Consider the following 18,534-nt stretch of genomic DNA (forward strand, 5'->3'; position numbering starts at 1 on the left):
GCCCGCGGCCGCGTCGCACTCGAAAAGATCAGCTAAATCAGAGACACACCACTAGGGCATCGAGAAACTGGCGACGGACCTTGCCGTCGAACACTGTGCGCTTCAGTGCACATCAATGTTTCAGCGGGTCACAGCTAGATTCTCGACGAGTGTCTGATCGATGAATCGCCTCCATGGAACAATCCGGTCGTATGACTGGGGCTCCCACACTGTGCTGGCGGAGCTCACGGGTCGACCCTCGCCGTCCGATCGGCCCGAAGCCGAACTCTGGCTGGGTGCGCATCCAGCAGACCCGGCTCGCGTGGACGACGCGGCCTCCGGCGTCTCACTCCTCGACGTGATTTCGGCCGACCCGCACGGGCAACTGGGGGAGGCCAACGCGGAACGCTTCCGAGGTCGCCTTCCGTTTCTACTCAAGGTGCTCGCCGCGGAGGAACCGCTGTCGTTGCAGGCGCACCCTAACTCGATGCAGGCACGTGAAGGATTCGAACGCGAAAACGCAAACGGTGTCCCGCTGGACTCGCCTGCCCGCAACTACAAGGACGACAACCACAAACCGGAACTTGTGGTTGCGCTGACGAGATTCGAGGCGCTCGCGGGTTTCCGCGACGTGCGGCGAACCGTCGCGTTGCTGCGAGCGCTGGGTGTTGCGGAGTTGGACCGGTGTGCGGAGCAATTGGCAGCTCAGGCCGACTCTTCTGGTGTGCGCGCGCTGTTCACGCAGTGGATCACGGGCGACGAACACTCGGCGCCGCTGATCGGTGCTGTGGTCGAGGCCTGCCGACGTTATCTATCGGCGGAGCCCAACGGAGCGGTGGGTGAGTTCGCGGCCGAGGCGCAGACCGCGCTCGACCTGGGGAGCAGGTATCCGAACGACCCCGGTGTGCTGATCTCGCTGCTGCTCAATCGGATCACGCTCGAACCGGGGGAGGGCCTGTTTCTCGCGGCCGGAAATCTGCACGCATACCTGCGAGGCGTGGCCGCCGAGATCATGGCCAGCTCGGACAATGTGCTTCGGGGTGGTTTGACACCCAAGCACGTTGATGTGCCCGAGTTGCTGAAAGTCCTTGATTTTCGGCCGGGGTCCATGCCGGTGGTGCGTGCGGACGGTGATGGCCGTGACAACACGCGCGTGTACGAGGCGCCGGAGAGAGAATTCGAGCTCACCCGGCTGCAACTCGACACGAGCCGGAGTGGTGCCGCGTCATCCACAGCGACTCTCGCCGCCGGGAACCCACGGATCGTTCTCTGCACGGCAGGATCGACCGTCCTCTCGTCCCACTGCGACTCGCTCGAGCTGAGTGCGGGGCAGTCGGCGTGGTTGCCTGCATCGAACCCGGCGGTGACCCTGGCACCGGCACAGCAGCGCGCCCAGGTCTTCGTCGCCACCATCGGCTCCGGATGATGCGGACTCTCCTCACCACCAAGGGATCTGCGCTTATGTGCATTCAGTAGACCTGGACAACTGACCAGTGTGACGGTCGGTTCACACGCGGGGGTCGTGACACTGCAGCTCAATTAAGCAATTCGAGAAAGGCATAACGATGGGGGAATTGGATTCGACTGCTTTTCGGACGGCTGTGGTGCCGGCCGCGGGAATGGGTACGCGATTTCTGCCGGCGACCAAGACGGTCCCCAAAGAGCTACTTCCTGTGGTGGATACGCCCGGGATCGAGTTGGTGGCCGGCGAGGCAGCCGCATCGGGAGCGGAGCGGCTGATCATCGTGACAGCGCCTGGCAAGGACGGCGTGGTGGCGCACTTCGTCGAAGACCTGGTGTTGGAAAACAACCTTGCGGCCAGGGGTAAACACAGTCTGCTGGATAAGGTGCGCAGGGCACCGGGCCTCCTCGCTGTGGAGTCGGTAGTCCAGCATCAACCGCTGGGGCTCGGCCATGCGGTCGGTTGCGCTGAACTGGTGTTGGGGGACGACGAGGATGCGATCGCGGTTCTGCTGCCGGATGACTTGGTTCTGCCGAACGGCGTGCTCGATGTCATGTCGCGCGTGCGAGCCAAGCGTGGCGGAACGGTGCTGTGTGCCATCGACGTCCCCAAGGATGAGGTGAGCGCATATGGAGTCTTCGACGTCGAGACGGTCCCCGATGCCGTGAATCCGAACGTACTGCGGGTGAAAGGCATGGTGGAGAAGCCGAGCCTCCAAGACGCACCGTCGACTCTCGCGGCTGCGGGCCGTTACCTCTTGGACCGGGCGATCTTCGATGCGCTCCGACGAATTCGGCCGGGAGCGGGCGGCGAGTTGCAACTGACGGATGCGATCGCACTGCTGATCGCGGAGGGGCATCCCGTACACGTCGTGGTTCATCGGGGTCCTCGGCACGACCTCGGCAATCCCGGTGGGTTCCTTCGCGCGTCGGTTGACCTGGCGCTCAGTCGTCCGGAATATGGGGTGGACTTGCGGACGTGGCTGGAGCAGAGGGTCAAGGGCTAGAGCGATGTTCCGTTCGTTCGTCTTGGCGTTTCGGCGCACCTGCCCATGGTCAGAGCAACGTTACCGCGTTGTTACTGTCCAGTACGGAGTGCGGAAAATACTCGAAGATCGGAATCCGTGCCAGCAGTCGGGTCTGAGGTCAGCCTTCGGACTGGCCCCCGAGCGCGTCACTCTAAGCGCAGATCCTCTGGTTGACCAGGGTCGAAAGTCCCTCTCTCTGAGGAAAAATCGGTGGTGTGAGTCGCATCACTCCGGGCCGTCTCAAGTGTAACGAGACGGCCACTGGTGCGATTATTAGCTGGCAGCAAAACTCCGGGGGGCGGACTTCCTCTACCGCCACGCAGGTCGCGAGACAGTGACGCTCGCCGACTCTTTGGTCCTAGTTGGAAGGCTCAGATGGTGACGTCGTTCGGTGTTTCGCTCGACTCGGCAACCCCGGATGGGGGCAGCGCGCCCGCATCGGGTCTCGACGGCCGACTCGGCGGCAGGCGTGCCTGGCAGGCCTCGTACATCCGGCGGTTGTGGGTCTCGGACACTGTGGTCGTGATTGCCGCTGTAGCCCTCGCGCAGTGGGTTCGGTTCGGCGACAGCGGCGTCCTGCACACCTCGGCGTTCCCTCAAACACTCAGCTATGCGCTAGTGTCTGCTCTACTCGCAGTGTCATGGCTCGCCACGCTCGTCATCTTCCGGACCCGCACGGTCCGGGTGATCGGGAGCGGCCCGGACGAATACCGGCGAATCTTCGTCTCCACTGTCAGACTGTTTGGCCTCATCGCCATCGTGTCGCTCCTGTTCCGCCTCGACCTCGCTCGCCTCTATCTCGCGATTGCCTTTCCGGTCGGGCTGGCCGGTCTAATTTTCAGCCGTTGGGCGTGGCGTCGGGTGATCGCCCGGAAACGTTCCCGCGGCGAGTTCCAGACGTCGGTGCTCGTGGTAGGTGGCGAGCGCTCGGTGCGGAGTTTGGCCGAATCGTTCGAGCGCGGCACGGCCGACGGTTACAAGGTGGTCGGCATGTGCATACCAGGGCACACTGGCGCACACAACGACAAGATCGTTGTCGGAGAGCGCGATATCCCCGTGTTTGGTGACGAGGGTGACGTGGTTCGTGCGTTGGGTTTCTGCCGCGCTGACACCGTTGCAGTGACCGCTACAGAGCACCTCGGGCACGAGGGTATGCGTTCCCTTGCGTGGGACCTTGAGCCACACCATGTGGATCTGGTGGTCGCGCCGGGCATGATGGACGTGTCCGGTCCGCGCCTGTCGATGCGGCCGGTCGCGGGCCTGCCCCTGATCCACGTGGAGAAGCCGCAGTACCACGGCGCTCAGAAGTTCTCGAAGCTCTCCTTCGACTACGTGTTCGCGGCCCTTGCGCTCATTCTCATCAGCCCTGTGATGATGACGGCTGCTCTTGCGATCAAGCTGACGAGCAAGGGCCCGGTGTTCTACAAATCGGAGCGAATGGGCTTGGACGGGAGGCCGTTCCCGATGCTCAAGTTCCGCAGCATGATCGTCGACGCGGACAAGCAGGTGGCGTCGTTGATGAAATCGAACGAGGGCGCCGGCGTGCTGTTCAAAATGCGCGACGATCCTCGAGTTACCAAGGTGGGGAAGTTCCTCCGCAAGTACAGCCTCGATGAGTTGCCACAGTTTGTGAATGTCCTGCGCCGAGAGATGAGTGTGGTTGGCCCGCGCCCGCCGCTGCGCCGGGAGGTGGAGGCCTACGACGGGACCGTTCGGCGCCGGCTGTTGGTCAAGCCTGGGATTACAGGCCTATGGCAGGTAAGCGGACGCTCGGATCTGTCCTGGGACGAGACTGTGCGGCTTGATCTCTCGTATGTAGAAAACTGGTCGATGATGGGCGACGTGCTGATCATCGGGAAGACGATCAGGACGGTGATTGCCGGTGACGGAGCGTACTAGTGAGACGATACTCGTACCCTCAAGCCTCAGGGCGTCTCAAAACTGGGCCTCTGTCGCCGATCAAAAGTCGCGGGAATGGCGAGTGTCGCCTTGGTTTGAGACTGATCGGTGCATCCTCACTCATGGAAACAGCCCGTGCGCGACAGGATATCGGCGTCCCGAGCAATCGATCATGAGCACACGTAGCCGGTACTGTATTCCTGCACTTGAGGAAGTTTGAATGTGAGTACCAAAGTTGCGATTTGCCATGGCTATTTTACGCAACGTGTCCGTCCTGAAAAGGTCGTGCGCGCTATGGTGCGCGGATTTCCCGAATCGAAAATTTATACCAGCCTAAACAATGAGAACGAAGCGCGCCCAGATTTTAAAAGTTTGGATATGCGCTATTCTGCCCTGAATAGAATCCCCGAAAGGACAAGGATGCTGCAGTATGCACCCGAATCAGTCCGCCTGCGCATTCGAGGTGCCGAAGTGCCTTTCGACGTGCGCACACTCGACGAGATCACCAATGAGATTGTCGGTACCGCCCCAGACTCATGGCACGTAGTCATTACGCCGAATCTTCACCACATCCATCTGCTTCGGCAGGACACGTCACTGCTCGAGGTCTACCAGGCGGCAAAGCTCATCATTCCCGACGGGTGGCCGGTCGCTTGGATGCTGTCTCGCGTGTCAAAATCCAAAGTCGGTCGGGTCACCGGATCTGACCTTTTGGAGCGCATACTCGCAGTCCACGGTGGGGGGAGGCGGTTGGTACTTGTGGGGGGTGCGGATCCCGACGTGCTGTCCTCCCTCGCAGAGCGGGCGCAACGAAACCAGTGGGACGTCATGGTTGAGCCCGCGCCGAAGCCCGAGGTCGAGAACGTGGATCCGCGACGAGATCTGGTTACGCGAGTCGCAAAGAAGGGCGAAGGTGGAATCGTAGTACTCGGCTTGGGGGCTCCAAAGCAGGAGCTCTTCGCACATGAGTTGCTTACACAGAATGGTTCAGGCCACATCTTGTGCCTTGGGATGGCGATTAATTTTAGCTCCGGAAGATACCGCCGGTCGCCAAATTGGATGCAGCGCGCCAAACTGGAGTGGATTCACCGAATCATGACCGAGCCCCGCCGGCTCTTTCCAAGATACGTGCGGGATGCGCGAGCTTTGGTACCTACTCTCGCAGAGAACAGCCGGCGCGCCGCATGAACTACACCACAAATTCGTACAACAACGAGCCGATGATCATGGTAGAGCCAGAAATCGTCGCAACTTTCAGGCTCCGCGAGCGGGAATCCCGAGCGCATAACACTTTTCAGGTTGCACACAACTACTGTACCCGTAGTTCTCGACGCCCGTCCAACCATGCGTGCCCCATCTCGGATTGTCGAGTGTGTCGCGCATCAAGCTCGAAATGACACCTAGAGGGACTGACATGGGACGTTTTGGCCAACTGAGAAAACCACGCTCGACCCGCAAGCGCGTCTCCAAGCCTCTACTGCCAGCTGTACTCCAAATTGGTCCTGCACCGGGCAGTTCTGGCGGGATCGCTTCGGTCATAGAGGAAACTCTGAAATTCAATCCTAAGGAATTTCAGCAACGCACCCACCCATCTTGGACGCCAGAAGGGTACCTAGCGTCGTTTCCACGAGCGTGGCGGACAGCGGTGATAATGTGTGCCACGACCCGGCACTGGAGTATTGCCCATGTTCACCTCAGTGAGTACGGCAGCTTCCTCCGTGAGGGGGGGCTATTACTAGTCGCTCGAGCGCTGCGCCGACCCGCGGTAGCGACTCTTCATGGAGCGAATCTGGCTCAGCATGTCGAGAGGTATCCACAACTCACACGGTGGGTCTTCGGTGCAGCCACCATTATCCTGTGCCTTGGTGAGAAACAGGCGCAGATCGTCGCAGGTATTTCGCCCAAAACGCCGGTACGTGTAGTGGCAAATCCTGTGGATGAAATGACTTTCCGCTCGGCCGGAATCCAAGCCCAGCAACACCACTCGGGACCTGTGTTTCTATTCGCAGGCGAGGTAGGGCATCGGAAGGGCCATGATCGCCTCGCGAAAACGTGGGATACGATTCTCGATCAGTATCCGGATGCGAAGTTGCGCGTCGCCGGCCCGGTAGCCAACGGATACAAGGTGACATCACAACGCAACGTCGAATATTTAGGAAACCTGAGCCGCGATGAACTTCTTGGCGAAATGTCGACGGCCACAGCTGTAGTGCTCCCCAGTCGCGCCGAAGTCCTCCCGATGGTTCTAATCGAGTCTCACGCGCAAGGCACTCCGACGGTTTACACGAAGGTCGGTGAGTGGAGCGAATTCGACGGTGCTCCAGGCATCCGCCTGATCGATACCTCTGGGATACCTGAACGTGACATCGTCGCCTCCCTTGCTGACGCAATGCTCGACATCGCAACGGCGACGAATTTCAACCCAGATGCGCTTGTCGACTGGACTCGACGCAAGTTTTCTGCGCCCGTTGTTTCTGAACAGTTGAACTCCGCCTATCGCGATGCAATTGGGCGAACCCGCCCGTGAGGCCGTCGACATCAGGCATGGCCTGCCGATTTTCTTCAAAAGAAATTCAAGCAATAGATAATTGTAGCAAGTGCAAGTCTAAGGAGGGGCAGTGAAGACAGTCGGGATCTTAACTCGCCACGTCTATCCGAACTATGGGTCGCTGCTGCAGGGCCACGCGCTTGTAAACGCCCTGACCTCGGCGGGTGCGAGAGCAAGCATTATAGATTACTTCCCCCTTACCGATCGGCCATTCAGGCTGGCGACATCCCGTCTTCGAGAGTCGAGAATGCGAACCTCGGTGACCAAACGGGCCGCGTATCTCGCTATACAGACGCCAAACATGGCGAACATGAGTACTAGATTTCGAAAGTTCCAGCATCGGCACCTCCCTCTAACCCGAATGTGTGCAGATGATCTGGGCGTCGCGGAGATCATCGATGGGCTGGACATCGCGCTAACGGGGAGCGACCAGATCTGGAACTCCATCCACGGAGACCTAGACCCGGTGTACTTCCTCGCAAACCAGCGGAACGAGAATAAGTTCAGCTATGCCGCCAGCTTCGGATCAGGATCGCCCTCTCTGGAAGACAAGGGAAGGGTACATTCCTGGTTGCGAGAATTCAGGGAAGTATCGGTGCGAGAGTCCTCGGCCCAGACTGCTCTGGCTTCGATCGGAATCCCGTCCCGTGTCGACGTCGATCCTGTGCTACTCCATGACAACGCGTTCTGGAACAGCTTCGCAGACGCGCAACCAGCTACGGCGGGCAGGTACATTCTGGTCTATCAGCTTCACAACACACCGGATTTCAATCGCCGACTCAAAGTCATCTCAGACCGTCACAAACTGCCGATTCGCCGCATTACGCCGGATGCGAAAATGTACCTGGCTCACCGGGCGTCGGACTATCTAGTCGAGCCACGGCGATTTGTGAGTCTGTTTCGTGACGCTGATATCGTTGTTACCGATTCATTCCACGGCACGGCGTTCTCGCTGGTATTTGGGAAGCCGCTCTACGCCCTTTTGCCGCAGGAGAACTCCACACGTAATACGGACCTTCTTACATCGGTCGGACTGGATCATCTAGCTTCGGCCCCCGATCAAGCGCCGGTCGAGAATCCGGACTATGACGCTGTAGCAGTCACAAACTTACTCCGCTCTTATGCGGACGACTCGTGGCGTTACCTTCGGGCGTTGCTCGGCGAGGATGATGCGTCATGCGAGACACGGTGAGCGGAGCCGATGCCCCCTCGCGCGAGGACGCCAATCGAATCCTACCAATCGACATTATCCAGCTTCTCCTGTTTACGGGATTTGCGTTCTCGTATTCCCTGTACATGTCGGACTTGATGCCCGGAACCTTGTACTACACATCCATGGCGGCATTTATCATATTTGCGGCCGCACGCGTTGCTTGGCTTGTTCTAGTAGCCCAACCTAGGGCTCCATTGGCATTCGGTAAATCAGCGTGTGCATTGTTTGGCGCAGCGGCAGTATTGGTCTTCCTCTCGATCGTGCAGGAAATCAATGCCGCCGGCGACTTCAGTTACACCAGCTTCGGGGCGATCATCTATATTGTGATACCAGTGTTGTCCGCACTGTGCATCGCGAATACAGTTACACTACGTCTCGCCGACGTCTACATGACGGTCCTGCTGGCGCGATACATATTCTTTTTTCTAATCTCGGACAAATTCTCTATTGAAGCAATACAGTCAATCAGTTGGGTTGATTCGCAATCTCCCTTCGAATCGTCGTTTGCCCACGACCTCCTGGTAGTTGGCTTGTACTTCGTCGTTCGGCAGAAGGCGATTCGTGCCGGACTGGCGTTGGCCTTCACCATGCTGGCCCTCAAGCGTGCCTCTTTCCTTCTATCGCCATTGTTGATCATATTTCGTCGGAAAATTCGATACTCGCCTCCACCGAAAAGTACGTCGGTTTTGGCGCTATTCGTTGTCGGCGCAGTAAGTCCGTTCGCCGTAATGGCTGCGTATTCACAGACGTCTTCCGAGTTCTTTGAGAACAACTTCGGTGTCGATCTCAACGAATTCACGAGCGGGCGCTTGTCCATCTATCAACTGGCCACGAACTGTGCGGAGTCGTCGCATGCATTCGGTTCTCTCAATATCTGCTTGAGTGATACAGCATTTCGAGTCGGGGGAACCACTTGGAACGGTCTGCTACATAATGACACGTTGCGTGTGTACATGGAGGTTGGGCTCATAGGAGTCGTAGTTTACGTAGCCGCTCTCTCGTACGCTTCTCGCACTAGCCGCCCGGCTTTCATACTCATGATGTATGCCTTCTTTGTTTTGATCACATCGCGCTTGATAACTCACATGAGCTTTTGGATCGTGCTCTTCATAGCGATTGCGTTGTTGGAGCGGTTTCAATCGTCACGAGACGAATTTAGCGGAAGGGGCATTGCATTGCCGGAGCAGGAAGTTCGCATCCAAAGCACGCAGAGGGAAACCAAGTGAACCGCGATGCATCGAAGGTGGGGATCCTCACCCTAACTCAGTCGGAGAACTACGGGACGGTCCTGCAGGCATATGCGACCTACCAACTATTGAATCGAGGCTCCCGACGGAAGCACTTCTCTCTTGTCCCCACGGATGTTCAGTCCGTCAGGCGTCGCCGCCTTATTTCCCTTGCGAACCCGCGAAACGCCAGCACAGGACTAACTCGATACCGCAACTTTGCGGATATGCGGAAATTTATTGCTCCGTACACAGATACTTCAGATGGCAAGAATTGGGTGAATATCAGCAACAGGCGGTCTGCGCTGGACTATCTGAACTCCCGGTTCGACGGCTTTGTTACCGGATCGGATGAGATTTGGAATCTCGCTTTTGTCGGAGATAAGAGTATCTATTATGCGCCCGAGACCCTTGGGCGGATTCGCGTTAGTTTTGCAACATCCGCCAATCGGCTCGATATTTCGAAGTTATCGAGCGAGAGCTTGGATATACTTCGGCGCTCGCTACAGTCGTATCGATTTATTTCGGTGCGGGACTCGAACACGTTCGCTTTTGTGGAGAGCCTCCTCGAAGGGGCTAGCTCGATCGAGCAAATTGTGGACCCCACGATAATCCACGGCTTGCCCGAGTTTGTTGGGTTGCATCAACCGTCCGCTGATTCAGGGCGCAAGCGCATTTTGATGATGGTTCGAGACCGGGCCGTGGGCGAAGGTCTGGTATCCCGTTTCCATAATTCCGCGGATATTGACTCTGTGTTCATACGCTACCCGGGGACCCGATTCTTGTCCTTGGATCCTGCCTCCTTCGTTCGGGCATTCGGGGCATACGATTGTGTGGTCACTGATTTCTTTCATGGGACTTGCATGAGCGTCTTGAGCAGGGCGCCCTTCGTTAGCTTTGACAGTGAGCCGGTGTATTCGAAGTATGAGAGCAAGATTTGCAACATGTTGATGAAGCTGGGCCTGAATGGCCGCTATGTCAATCTGTCTGCCAACGGTCGGGTTGCAGGCAATTCTGCCGTGCATGACCTGGTGGATAATATGCTGACAGAACCGCCTGTTTGGGTGGCGGACGGAGCAATTCAGCGCGAGCGCGAACACGGTCTTGCAGTACTGGCACGCGTGCACGACGCAATTAGCGAGGGACTCGCCGGTGTCCGTTGATTCCAGTGCAGTTACAAGGCATTCCGTAATATACGTGGCGGCCTCTATTCTTCAGAAGCTGTCGTCACTCATTCTTCTGCCTGTCTACACACGCCTTTTGACACCTGAGGAGTACGGGTACTTCAATCTCATAATCACCTTACTGCTGCTTGGTGGAGCGGTAGCGACTCTGGGGTTAGAGTTCGCAGTTGCGCGGTACTGTCACCCGGAAATATCGGACGATGTGACTGATACCAGGGACTGGAAACTAGGGGACAGTCAGGGCAGATACTATACCGCGGCATATTTTGTCGTGGTCGCAGCATCTATGGGTGTGACGGCACTGCTGGCTGCCACTGGGCCGCTGTATTCGCCAATCGCGTTTCCGGATTTCGATTTCTATCCGGTCGTGCTCATTGCGCTGGTGTCGATCCTCTTCCAGCCACTGACAGCAATCTACCTTTCGTTGTTGCAGGCGCGATCCATGGCCCGCGCCTACGGAACGTTCTCGCTGGCTTTATTTCTCTCAAACGCCCTGCTCACCGTTGCTCTGTTGGGTCCGCTCAATCTCGGCCTACTTGGTGTGGCGGTTTCTCTTGTTGCAGTGAACGCCTTCTTTGCTTTGCTCGGGACGTTGCGTGCGAGCAGACTTGGAATGTTGTGGATCAGATTCTGCGCGGACGACGTTCGTCGTATTCTTTCGTATTCACTTCCAATGCTTCCACACACCCTTACGCTGCAAGCAACCTCGCTTGCAAGTCGCGTGATCATCTCCAACCTCGTGAGTGTCGCTGCGGCGGGACTATTTAACATTGCGATGTACGCGGTGAATTTTATCGATGCGGTGCAGACCGCGTTGCATCGAGCTTTTCTTCCCTGGTATTTCACGCAAGTAGAGCAACAGGCGGTCGGTTGGCAAGACAATGTCCGGGATGTCATTGCGGCGTTCGTCGGGGCGTCTGTCGTGGTGTCATCGGCTGTGGCCCTTTTTGCTTCCGAGTTGTTAGTCGTAATGACACCGGAAAGCTTTCATGAGGCGGCAAATATTGTTCCTATACTTGCGTTAAGCATGATGGTGAAGTCGGTATATTATCCATCGTTATCAGCCCTTCTGTACAACGAGAGGGGAACGAACTTAGTAATGGTTATATCAGGCACCGCGAGTGTTTTCTCAATTCCTCTCGCTGTTGCGGGCGCATTCTCCCTGGGGCTTACGGGAGTAGCTCTTGCGCAGCTAATGCAGCGGTTAGTCATGAGTGCAATGGCGGTGAGGCTGTCTGCGCGCGTTGATCGTCCTCCGATACCCTGGGGAAGTGTTATGCGACTGCAAGCCGGCGGGGTAACCGTCGTGGTGTTGGTCATGATCGGCGATCATGCTGCGTGGTGGGGGCTTGGATTCTGGTGGTTGCTTGTCGCTAAGTCCGCGGTTGGGATAGCTCTGGCTTCCTACCTGTTTGTTTGTGATCCAAATCTGTTCCGAGCTGCAAGGAGAGTATTGAGCCATGGGCGTTAAAGAGAAACTGAAAGCGGTGGACCCACTTCGCCGGGTTGTGAAGCGAGTAAAGATACATCGTGAGTACTTTTTGGACGCTAGGTTCATGTCTAGCCACCTCTTGGATGGTGGCTCCGCGTCTAGCCATGAACAGTATCGAATCATGCTGCGAGTCCATTCGTTAGAGAAGGGAATGGCGCATCGGTCGCCTCGCTCGTTTGGTGCGAGCAAGGCGACTTCGCTTGTCCGCATGTTGGAAGTGTCCAGCGCGGAAACCCGAGACTCTACCGCCTACGGGATGGGCGTGTCGGTGCTTCACGCTTGGTTGGGTTTTCACGCTGATAGGGATGATCGGGATGCGACTTCGTACGAGTTGGTCGAGTGGTTCCTTAGAGATGCTCGCGGCGACGGCTACGGCGGCGAAGGTTTTGCGGCGGGTATCCGGTCTATTTCCGGGCGAGATCCTCAAGAGTGGGTCGGTCTCCCGTTTGCGGAGTTCGTCGCTACTCGTCATTCGACCAGACGCTACTCCGCGGAGCCCGTCAGTGACGATGTGGTGGACATGGCCGTCTCGCTCGCGTTGCTATCGCCTTCGGCGTGCAATCGGCAAATGATGCGACTTCATGTGATCGATGATCCTGTCCGTAAGCGCCTGCTGTACGACACTCTGCATGGCACGGGTGGCGTGGATTTCGACAGCTGCAGGATTGGGGTTGTCACGTATGACTCGCGCAGTCTTGAGTTCTATGGCGAACGAAACCAGGGCTATTTCAATGCTGGGTTGTTTGCCATGACCCTCGTGTATGCGCTTCATTGGAAGGGTGTCGGTGCGTGCCTTCTTCAGTTTGGCAATACCGTTGCTGAGGAACGGATGTTGAGCCAAGGTCTGGGGATATCTGATTTTGAGCGAATTGCTGTAGGAATCTCGTTTGGACATTTGGAGTCCAGTGACGTCGTTCCAGCGAGTGTCAGGCGTACAGTTCCGGAGGTTCTGAGGATTGATACACAAGGTCCTGCTCTCGTTCACTCAAATGATTAGGTAGTCGAAATAGCGTCGCGCCACGACGGGCCACACAGAACGCTGGGACGGTGTTGCTCGGGCTGCGAGGAGGGTGAGATGCGGCGTGCAGCGAAGTTGGTAGTCAGTGCGATGAGTGCTCTCGTCGTGCTCATCGCGATTATGGGGGGCGCGGGATTCTTCGTCTACACCAAGTCGCGGGTGGACAAAGTGAAGCCCGTAGACGCGATTGTCGTACTTGGCGGCGGGCACGATGGTCGCGAGCAATACGGTATCGAGCTGGCACGGCAAGGGGTTTCGAGAAACGTTGTGCTTTCTAATCCGTATTCGAGACGCGACACGAGGATGGCCAAGTTTTGTGCGACCAAGGATCCACGCTTCACCGTCACCTGTATACCCCCAGTGCCAGGAACGACGCGCGGTGAGGCGCTTTTCACCCGGGAGCTCGCGGAGCTACACGGCTGGAACAGCATACTGGTAGTCAGCTGGAGGTACCACTTACCGCGAGCGCGTTACATCTTCTCTCAGTGCTTCGATGGCGACATCGTCATGCGGCCCGTTCCTCGTGATTACAATTTCAGCCTGGCAGAATGGGAATATACGTATCTCTACCAGACGGTGGGGTTCGTCAAAGCTCTTTTGCAGGGTCGGTGCTGACGGGCCCTCTGTTTTGCAGCTACTGCAAGCGCGTCGGAATCTTCTCGAACGCAATGCTCCCCACGTCGGCCAAGATGTAGCCCACAATCGCCATCGACACGCCAGCTACTACCGTCCAGCCGCAAGCGATACCGTACGACGGCGCGACCGCCTGCTGGTGTCCTGTCCGAGAGCCTGCGAGGCCAGGGCGGTAAACGGGGCCACAGCTCCAAGGAACCCGATGCCGATCAGCGCGTAACGATCCTCGTCGCGACCCGACGCCACCACGATTCCCAACAATGCGTACGCGCACATCGTCAACGCAACCACTGTGCGTCGCACACCCAGCCGTGGACCCACCACAATCACCGCGAAATAGTGCAGCAGCGCTCCCGCCGCGGCACACCATAAATAGTTGATTGACGTCGACACGTTCACCGCGCATGCCTCCCAGCACGAGCGGTATTCCTCGCCAGCGCGGATGCTGACGCCCTGCCCACCCACGCTGCACTGACGGCCACGAGTGGTGTTACCACCAGGTACAACGCACCCTGCCGGGGAGACATAAGGGTCGCACCCTGCACGGCAAAGATACTGACGCTCGTGAAGCCGCTCAACAATCCGAGCATCACTAGCCTGAGTTGCACCAGTTTAGTGTGCCAACCCTGACCGAGGATTCGGGATTTCGAGGGAATCGAGGATGCTCGCCGCGTCGTCGGTGAGCGGATCGAGGGCGGTGTGCGCGTGGCCAGCAATCGTGACGGTGATTTCCTGCAACGGACGCAGGCTACGCACGATTCTGCGGATCGACATTCCGGTCTCGGCCTGCAGATAACGCGATATCGCCAACGCAGCGAACACGATCGTCAGGTGCGCCTCGATCGAATCCCGGGTGTGACTGAAGATCGGCCTCGCCCGCAGGTCGGTCTTCGACATTCGGAACGACTGCTCGACCTGCCACAGGTCATGATACTTCTCCATCACCTCATACGGATTCATCAGTGACACAGGAAGGTTGGTGACGTAGCCCTTCAGTCCAACGAGGGAACGCGCCCTGGCGATGCCCTCGGCATCGAGACTCTTACCCTTCGCGGTGGTCTTGACGAACCGCGGCGATCGAGCAGCACGAGTACCGTCGATGACCTCCCTGGCCCGAGCCTCCTGGGCATTGAGCGTCTGGTTATCGCGCACGGCACGCTTCTTCGAGTACGCCCAGATCGCCCGCCACGCCGACGTGTCGGCGGGGTCCCACACCGGCTCGCTGCGGCGCGTGATGTCGTTGACCACGCTCTTCGCGTGACGCGGCGTCACCGTATCGATGACCTGCCCGTCTGTGAACACGTCCCCGTTCCAGTGGAAATGGCTGGCCAGATCCGCCGGTGCCTTCATCACCCGTGACCCGACGATGAACTTCAGTCCGGCGGCGTCGAGGTCCTTCAGATTCGATGCCGACAGCATCCCGGCATCGGCGGCGATGACCATCTCGACGTCCTCGATGTTGTGACGCTCCTGGAACTGACGCACGATCGGGACAATGGTGCGTGTCTCGGCGTGGTTTCCTTCGAAACATCCTATTTCCAAGGGGAATCCGTTGCGGTCGACCAGGAGTCCGACCACGATCTGCGGGTCGACGCGACGCTCTTTCGAGTACCCGACCTTACGCAGCTCATCTTCCTTCTCGGCCTCGAAGTACAAGGTCGTGACGTCGTAGAGCAACAGGTTCAGATCACTCGCCTCGGCGGCGTGTTCGAAGCAGCGTCGTGCGATGTCGTCGCGGTAGCCGTGTGCGGTGCAGCGGCGCAGGGTCCGCACGAAGGTGTTGCGATGTGCGGGGGCGATACCGATCTCGCCGAGCACTCTGCCGGCGTCGGCGACGGAGGTTGCCTCGACGATACGGGCGGCTACCAGTTGGAAGAATGCCTCGTTGTCGACCACATCGAATCCGAGGTGTCGCCACGCAGTCTCGATGACCTCGATCAGCCAGCGAGACCGTTTACCGTTGATCGTCGCGCTGCCGCCAGTGTTCGTGCCGAGGTCGAGGTCGAGTTGCTGTTGGCCGGCGAGTAGTTTCTCGCGGGCCGTCTCGAGCAGGGCGGCGAGTTCGCTGTCGGTGTGGGCTGATCCGAGGTGCTCGAGTACCTTGTCTCGGCGGCCTTGCTTGGCTGCGATCTGCACCGCGGTTGCTCCCGACGCGGTGCGGACTTTGCGGATGTAGGCGGCCACGGGCGTGGAGTCTACCGACTGATTAGTGTGCCATTTCGCGAACCTGCACCGCTGCCACCAGCACAAATGCCGGACCTGTCCAGGAAATCGGCCAACCTGGTGCAACTCAGGGGCGGTAAACGGGGCCACAGCTCCAAGGAACCCGATGCCGATCAGCGCGTAACGATCCTCGTCGCGACCCGACGCCACCACGATTCCCAACAATGCGTACGCGCACATCGTCAACGCAACCACTGTGCGTCGCACACCCAGCCGTGGACCCACCACAATCACCGCGAAATAGTGCAGCAGCGCTCCCGCCGCGGCACACCATAAATAGTTGATTGACGTCGACACGTTCACCGCGCATGCCTCCCAGCACGAGCGGTATTCCTCGCCAGCGCGGATGCTGACGCCCTGCCCACCCACGCTGCACTGACGGCCACGAGTGGTGTTACCACCAGGTACAACGCACCCTGCCGGGGAGACATAAGGGTCGCACCCTGCACGGCAAAGATACTGACGCTCGTGAAGCCGCTCAACAATCCGAGCATCACTAGGGCGCGCACAATCGTTGCCGAACGACGCTCGGCGTCCGAAAGCGGCCCGGCGCACACCCCGAACATGAAGCAGCCCATCACGTTTATGGCGAACGTGGTGAGTGGGAACTCCGCGATATCGTCTGGCCACCACCGCCACAGCTGGTACCGAAGTGCGGCACCCCCGGCACCACCCGCTGCCACAGCCAGGGCGGTGGCGGCGGTGCGAGAGGAGCCGGAGAGCATTCCGAATCAGGCGCCGCAGTTCGGCACGTTCACCGTCACCGTCGGATGATCCACCAGCGGCTGCATGGGAACCCGCGCCTCGCCGGGCGTGGAGGGCTCGGTCAACTGGTACTTGATCTCCGTCGTCCGTCCTCGTGGCACCGGAACCAGCACATCGAACATCGGATGGCCCAGTTCCCGGCCGGTGAGGAACATCGTCGGCTTGCCGTCGATGGTCACATTCCGCAGTTGAGCGCCCTGCGTGGCAACGAGGGATACCGCTGACACGTTGGTTCCCTTTGGCACGCCCAGCGTGTTGATGTGCGTCCCCGACACGTATTCGGGGAAATCGCCGTCCGGAATGTTATTCGTCAGTTTGACGGTCACCGTGGAACGCCGAGTGTCCTCCGTGCAGCTCTCCGCCGTGTAGTCGATCTCGCGAGTCAGGTAATAGTCGAGCTTATTTCCGGCCTGGTTGTTGATCAGCACACCCGCAAACGGTGCTGCGTCATCAGGCACGACGTGTCCGAGCGGTGTGCCGGCCAGGACTTCCTGCTCCTCGGGGTGTGAGCTCCACACCGCAATTCGGCGTTCGCCAGCTGCGCGGCCCAGCGCGTCGAGCAGTTTCTGTGGCGACTTGATCTCTCCGGTCATCTTGTCGATCACCCGGGCCGCCACGGTTTGCAGATACTGCTTGCGGGCGGCGTTATCGTCGGCGAAGCGGACATAGGCAGTCGACTCGGTCAGCTCCACAACGTTGTCGGCATTGATGACTTCGCCGTCCGGCATCTTGACCGGACCGATCGCGTCCAACACATAGCTGAGGGCGATCGGGTCGGTGGCAATTACTCCGTCGACCTGCTCGCCGGATTCCTGCGCCCACAGTGACTTCCAGATCTGCGCCGCATAAGGAAAGTGTGAACTCAAGTTACTGTTACGGAAGTCGGTGGTTGGCCGGCTTCGGCCATACTGCGCCGCGAACTCCGGACCCAGATCGATCGGCTGACTGTTCATCGGTAGATCGGAGTTGCGACCCAAGGTGTCTACGCGTGCGACACCGTCATTCGCGCGAATGACACCGTAGCCGCCCAGTAGTCCGCCTGTACCCCGCGCTTCCGCATTGGTTTGGAAGGCCATGAAGTAGTTGCGCGGACCGTCTGCGCCCAACATCGTGGGTGCCAGCTTCGCAGCAATTGCGGTATTTCCCAACAGCTTCGACAGCTCCGAAAGCTGGTCCTGTAGTTGCGTACGCGCATCGGAAACCGACGCCAGGTATGTCGGTTCGTCGATAGCCTGTGCCTGATCGTTCCACCGTTGGGCAGCGACGGCAGTCTGATCCAGCACTGGTGCAGCGTCCTGCAGGGGCTGCAAATTCACCTTGCCGCCCGAGGCGATGAGTTGGTTTGGCGCCAGAGAGGTTCCGGCTGCCACGGCCGGTGCGAGTACCTCCGACGTCAGGCCGCGCACGACTTCGGAAATCTGCTGTGAAGTCTCGAGCGGGCTGCCCAGCCACGGAATGGCGGAAGCGACACTCCACGGGACATTGTGGGTGTAGTCGTAGGCCTTGTTCGCATACTTGTCGGCGTCGGTCGATGACCGCTCCGCGTCTTCTGTATTACCGTCCAGTAACGCGTCTTTCGCCAGCTGTGCGTGGTTGCGCGCCTCGAATAGATTCGCGCGTGCTTCCCTGGCTGAATAGCCGAGCCACAGACCCAGTGCCACTACCACCAGCGAGGCCACAAAACCGCCCGTGATCAGGGAACGCTTGCGCTTGTAGGACTTGCTGCGGACATTCGTTCGCTTGCGGATGCGACGAACCGAGGGCTCGCCCGCGGAAGTGCCCGAAGCGCCGGGGTTCTCGGCGTCACCGCGGGAATGATCGTTCACGGATCGTGGCTCCTGTCATCGTGGTTGCGTAGAGGATAC

Annotated in this window: 15 protein-coding genes; 11 read left to right on the top strand and 4 right to left on the bottom strand. The window is 58.8% G+C overall.

The genetic code is table 11. The features are described 5' to 3' along the window. Nucleotides 1-160: 160 nt before the first annotated feature. From manA to QM806_RS35650, 11 genes are all read left to right on the top strand, one after another. Nucleotides 161-1,405 (top strand): mannose-6-phosphate isomerase, class I, encoded by a 1,245-nt coding sequence (gene manA / locus QM806_RS35600; protein ID WP_283294496.1) that lies wholly within the window; start codon nucleotides 161-163, stop codon nucleotides 1,403-1,405. Nucleotides 1,406-1,544: 139 nt separating this feature from the next. Further along, nucleotides 1,545-2,447 carry a UTP--glucose-1-phosphate uridylyltransferase gene (locus QM806_RS35605; protein WP_283294498.1) on the top strand — a complete coding sequence of 301 codons (903 nt, stop codon included), beginning with the start codon at nucleotides 1,545-1,547 and terminating at the stop codon, nucleotides 2,445-2,447. 396 nt (nucleotides 2,448-2,843) lie between these two features. Beyond that, nucleotides 2,844-4,367, top strand: a complete 1,524-nt coding sequence (locus QM806_RS35610; RefSeq protein ID WP_283294500.1) for a sugar transferase — start codon at nucleotides 2,844-2,846, stop codon at nucleotides 4,365-4,367. Nucleotides 4,368-4,589: 222 nt separating this feature from the next. Beyond that, entirely contained in the window at nucleotides 4,590-5,555 is a 966-nt protein-coding gene (locus QM806_RS35615; protein ID WP_283294502.1) for a WecB/TagA/CpsF family glycosyltransferase, read from the top strand. 184 nt (nucleotides 5,556-5,739) lie between these two features. Further along, nucleotides 5,740-6,894, top strand: a complete 1,155-nt coding sequence (locus QM806_RS35620) for a glycosyltransferase family 4 protein (RefSeq protein ID WP_283294504.1) — start codon at nucleotides 5,740-5,742, stop codon at nucleotides 6,892-6,894. Between the two features lie 91 nt (nucleotides 6,895-6,985). Then, nucleotides 6,986-8,107 carry a polysaccharide pyruvyl transferase family protein gene (locus QM806_RS35625; RefSeq protein ID WP_283294505.1) on the top strand — a complete coding sequence of 374 codons (1,122 nt, stop codon included), beginning with the start codon at nucleotides 6,986-6,988 and terminating at the stop codon, nucleotides 8,105-8,107. Then, nucleotides 8,092-9,354 (top strand): hypothetical protein, encoded by a 1,263-nt coding sequence (locus tag QM806_RS35630; protein ID WP_283294507.1) that lies wholly within the window; start codon nucleotides 8,092-8,094, stop codon nucleotides 9,352-9,354. Before QM806_RS35625 ends, QM806_RS35630 begins: the two co-directional genes overlap by 16 nt. Next, entirely contained in the window at nucleotides 9,351-10,517 is a 1,167-nt protein-coding gene (locus QM806_RS35635; protein ID WP_283294509.1) for a polysaccharide pyruvyl transferase family protein, read from the top strand. Before QM806_RS35630 ends, QM806_RS35635 begins: the two co-directional genes overlap by 4 nt. Beyond that, nucleotides 10,507-12,009, top strand: coding sequence for a lipopolysaccharide biosynthesis protein (locus tag QM806_RS35640; protein WP_283294511.1), 1,503 nt, complete (start codon nucleotides 10,507-10,509; stop codon nucleotides 12,007-12,009). The genes QM806_RS35635 and QM806_RS35640 overlap by 11 nt, the downstream gene beginning before the upstream one ends. A gap of 142 nt (nucleotides 12,010-12,151) precedes the next feature. Beyond that, a complete protein-coding gene (locus tag QM806_RS35645; RefSeq protein ID WP_283294513.1) occupies nucleotides 12,152-13,027 on the top strand; it encodes a nitroreductase family protein in 876 nt (291 codons plus the stop codon). A 78-nt stretch (nucleotides 13,028-13,105) separates the two neighbouring features. Further along, on the top strand, nucleotides 13,106-13,663 hold the full coding sequence (locus QM806_RS35650; protein ID WP_283294515.1) for a YdcF family protein: 558 nt from the start codon (nucleotides 13,106-13,108) through the stop codon (nucleotides 13,661-13,663). Between the two features lie 108 nt (nucleotides 13,664-13,771). On the opposite strand, the gene QM806_RS35655 is transcribed toward QM806_RS35650, so the two are convergent. The 4 genes from QM806_RS35655 to QM806_RS35665 form a co-directional block, all read right to left on the bottom strand. Beyond that, the gene (locus QM806_RS35655; RefSeq protein WP_283294517.1) at nucleotides 13,772-14,080 is read right to left on the bottom strand and encodes a hypothetical protein; all 309 of its coding nucleotides are present in this window, start codon (nucleotides 14,078-14,080) and stop codon (nucleotides 13,772-13,774) included. Nucleotides 14,081-14,293: 213 nt separating this feature from the next. Next, nucleotides 14,294-15,865: an IS1634 family transposase gene (locus QM806_RS35660; RefSeq protein WP_283294531.1), complete on the bottom strand. Its 1,572-nt coding sequence runs from the start codon at nucleotides 15,863-15,865 to the stop codon at nucleotides 14,294-14,296. 338 nt (nucleotides 15,866-16,203) lie between these two features. After that, nucleotides 16,204-16,629 carry a fluoride efflux transporter FluC gene (locus QM806_RS41940; protein ID WP_502943944.1) on the bottom strand — a complete coding sequence of 142 codons (426 nt, stop codon included), beginning with the start codon at nucleotides 16,627-16,629 and terminating at the stop codon, nucleotides 16,204-16,206. Between the two features lie 6 nt (nucleotides 16,630-16,635). Then, complete coding sequence (locus QM806_RS35665; protein ID WP_283294518.1) at nucleotides 16,636-18,495, bottom strand: DUF4012 domain-containing protein; 1,860 nt, start codon at nucleotides 18,493-18,495, stop codon at nucleotides 16,636-16,638. Nucleotides 18,496-18,534: the final 39 nt, after the last annotated feature.

This window comes from Rhodococcus sp. IEGM 1351 (assembly GCF_030056875.1).
Classification (GTDB): domain Bacteria; phylum Actinomycetota; class Actinomycetes; order Mycobacteriales; family Mycobacteriaceae; genus Rhodococcus_F; species Rhodococcus_F opacus.

What these genes read in the sequence shown, in the direction of transcription:
- manA (WP_283294496.1), top strand. Translation starts at nt 161, where the DNA reads ATGAATCGCCTCCATGGAACAATCCGGTCGTATGACTGGGGCTCCCAC.
- QM806_RS35605 (WP_283294498.1), top strand. Translation starts at nt 1,545, where the DNA reads ATGGGGGAATTGGATTCGACTGCTTTTCGGACGGCTGTGGTGCCGGCC.
- QM806_RS35610 (WP_283294500.1), top strand. Translation starts at nt 2,844, where the DNA reads ATGGTGACGTCGTTCGGTGTTTCGCTCGACTCGGCAACCCCGGATGGG.
- QM806_RS35630 (WP_283294507.1), top strand. Translation starts at nt 8,092, where the DNA reads ATGCGAGACACGGTGAGCGGAGCCGATGCCCCCTCGCGCGAGGACGCC.
- QM806_RS35645 (WP_283294513.1), top strand. Translation starts at nt 12,152, where the DNA reads ATGCTGCGAGTCCATTCGTTAGAGAAGGGAATGGCGCATCGGTCGCCT.
- QM806_RS35650 (WP_283294515.1), top strand. Translation starts at nt 13,106, where the DNA reads ATGCGGCGTGCAGCGAAGTTGGTAGTCAGTGCGATGAGTGCTCTCGTC.
- QM806_RS41940 (WP_502943944.1), bottom strand. Translation starts at nt 16,629, where the DNA reads ATGCTCTCCGGCTCCTCTCGCACCGCCGCCACCGCCCTGGCTGTGGCA.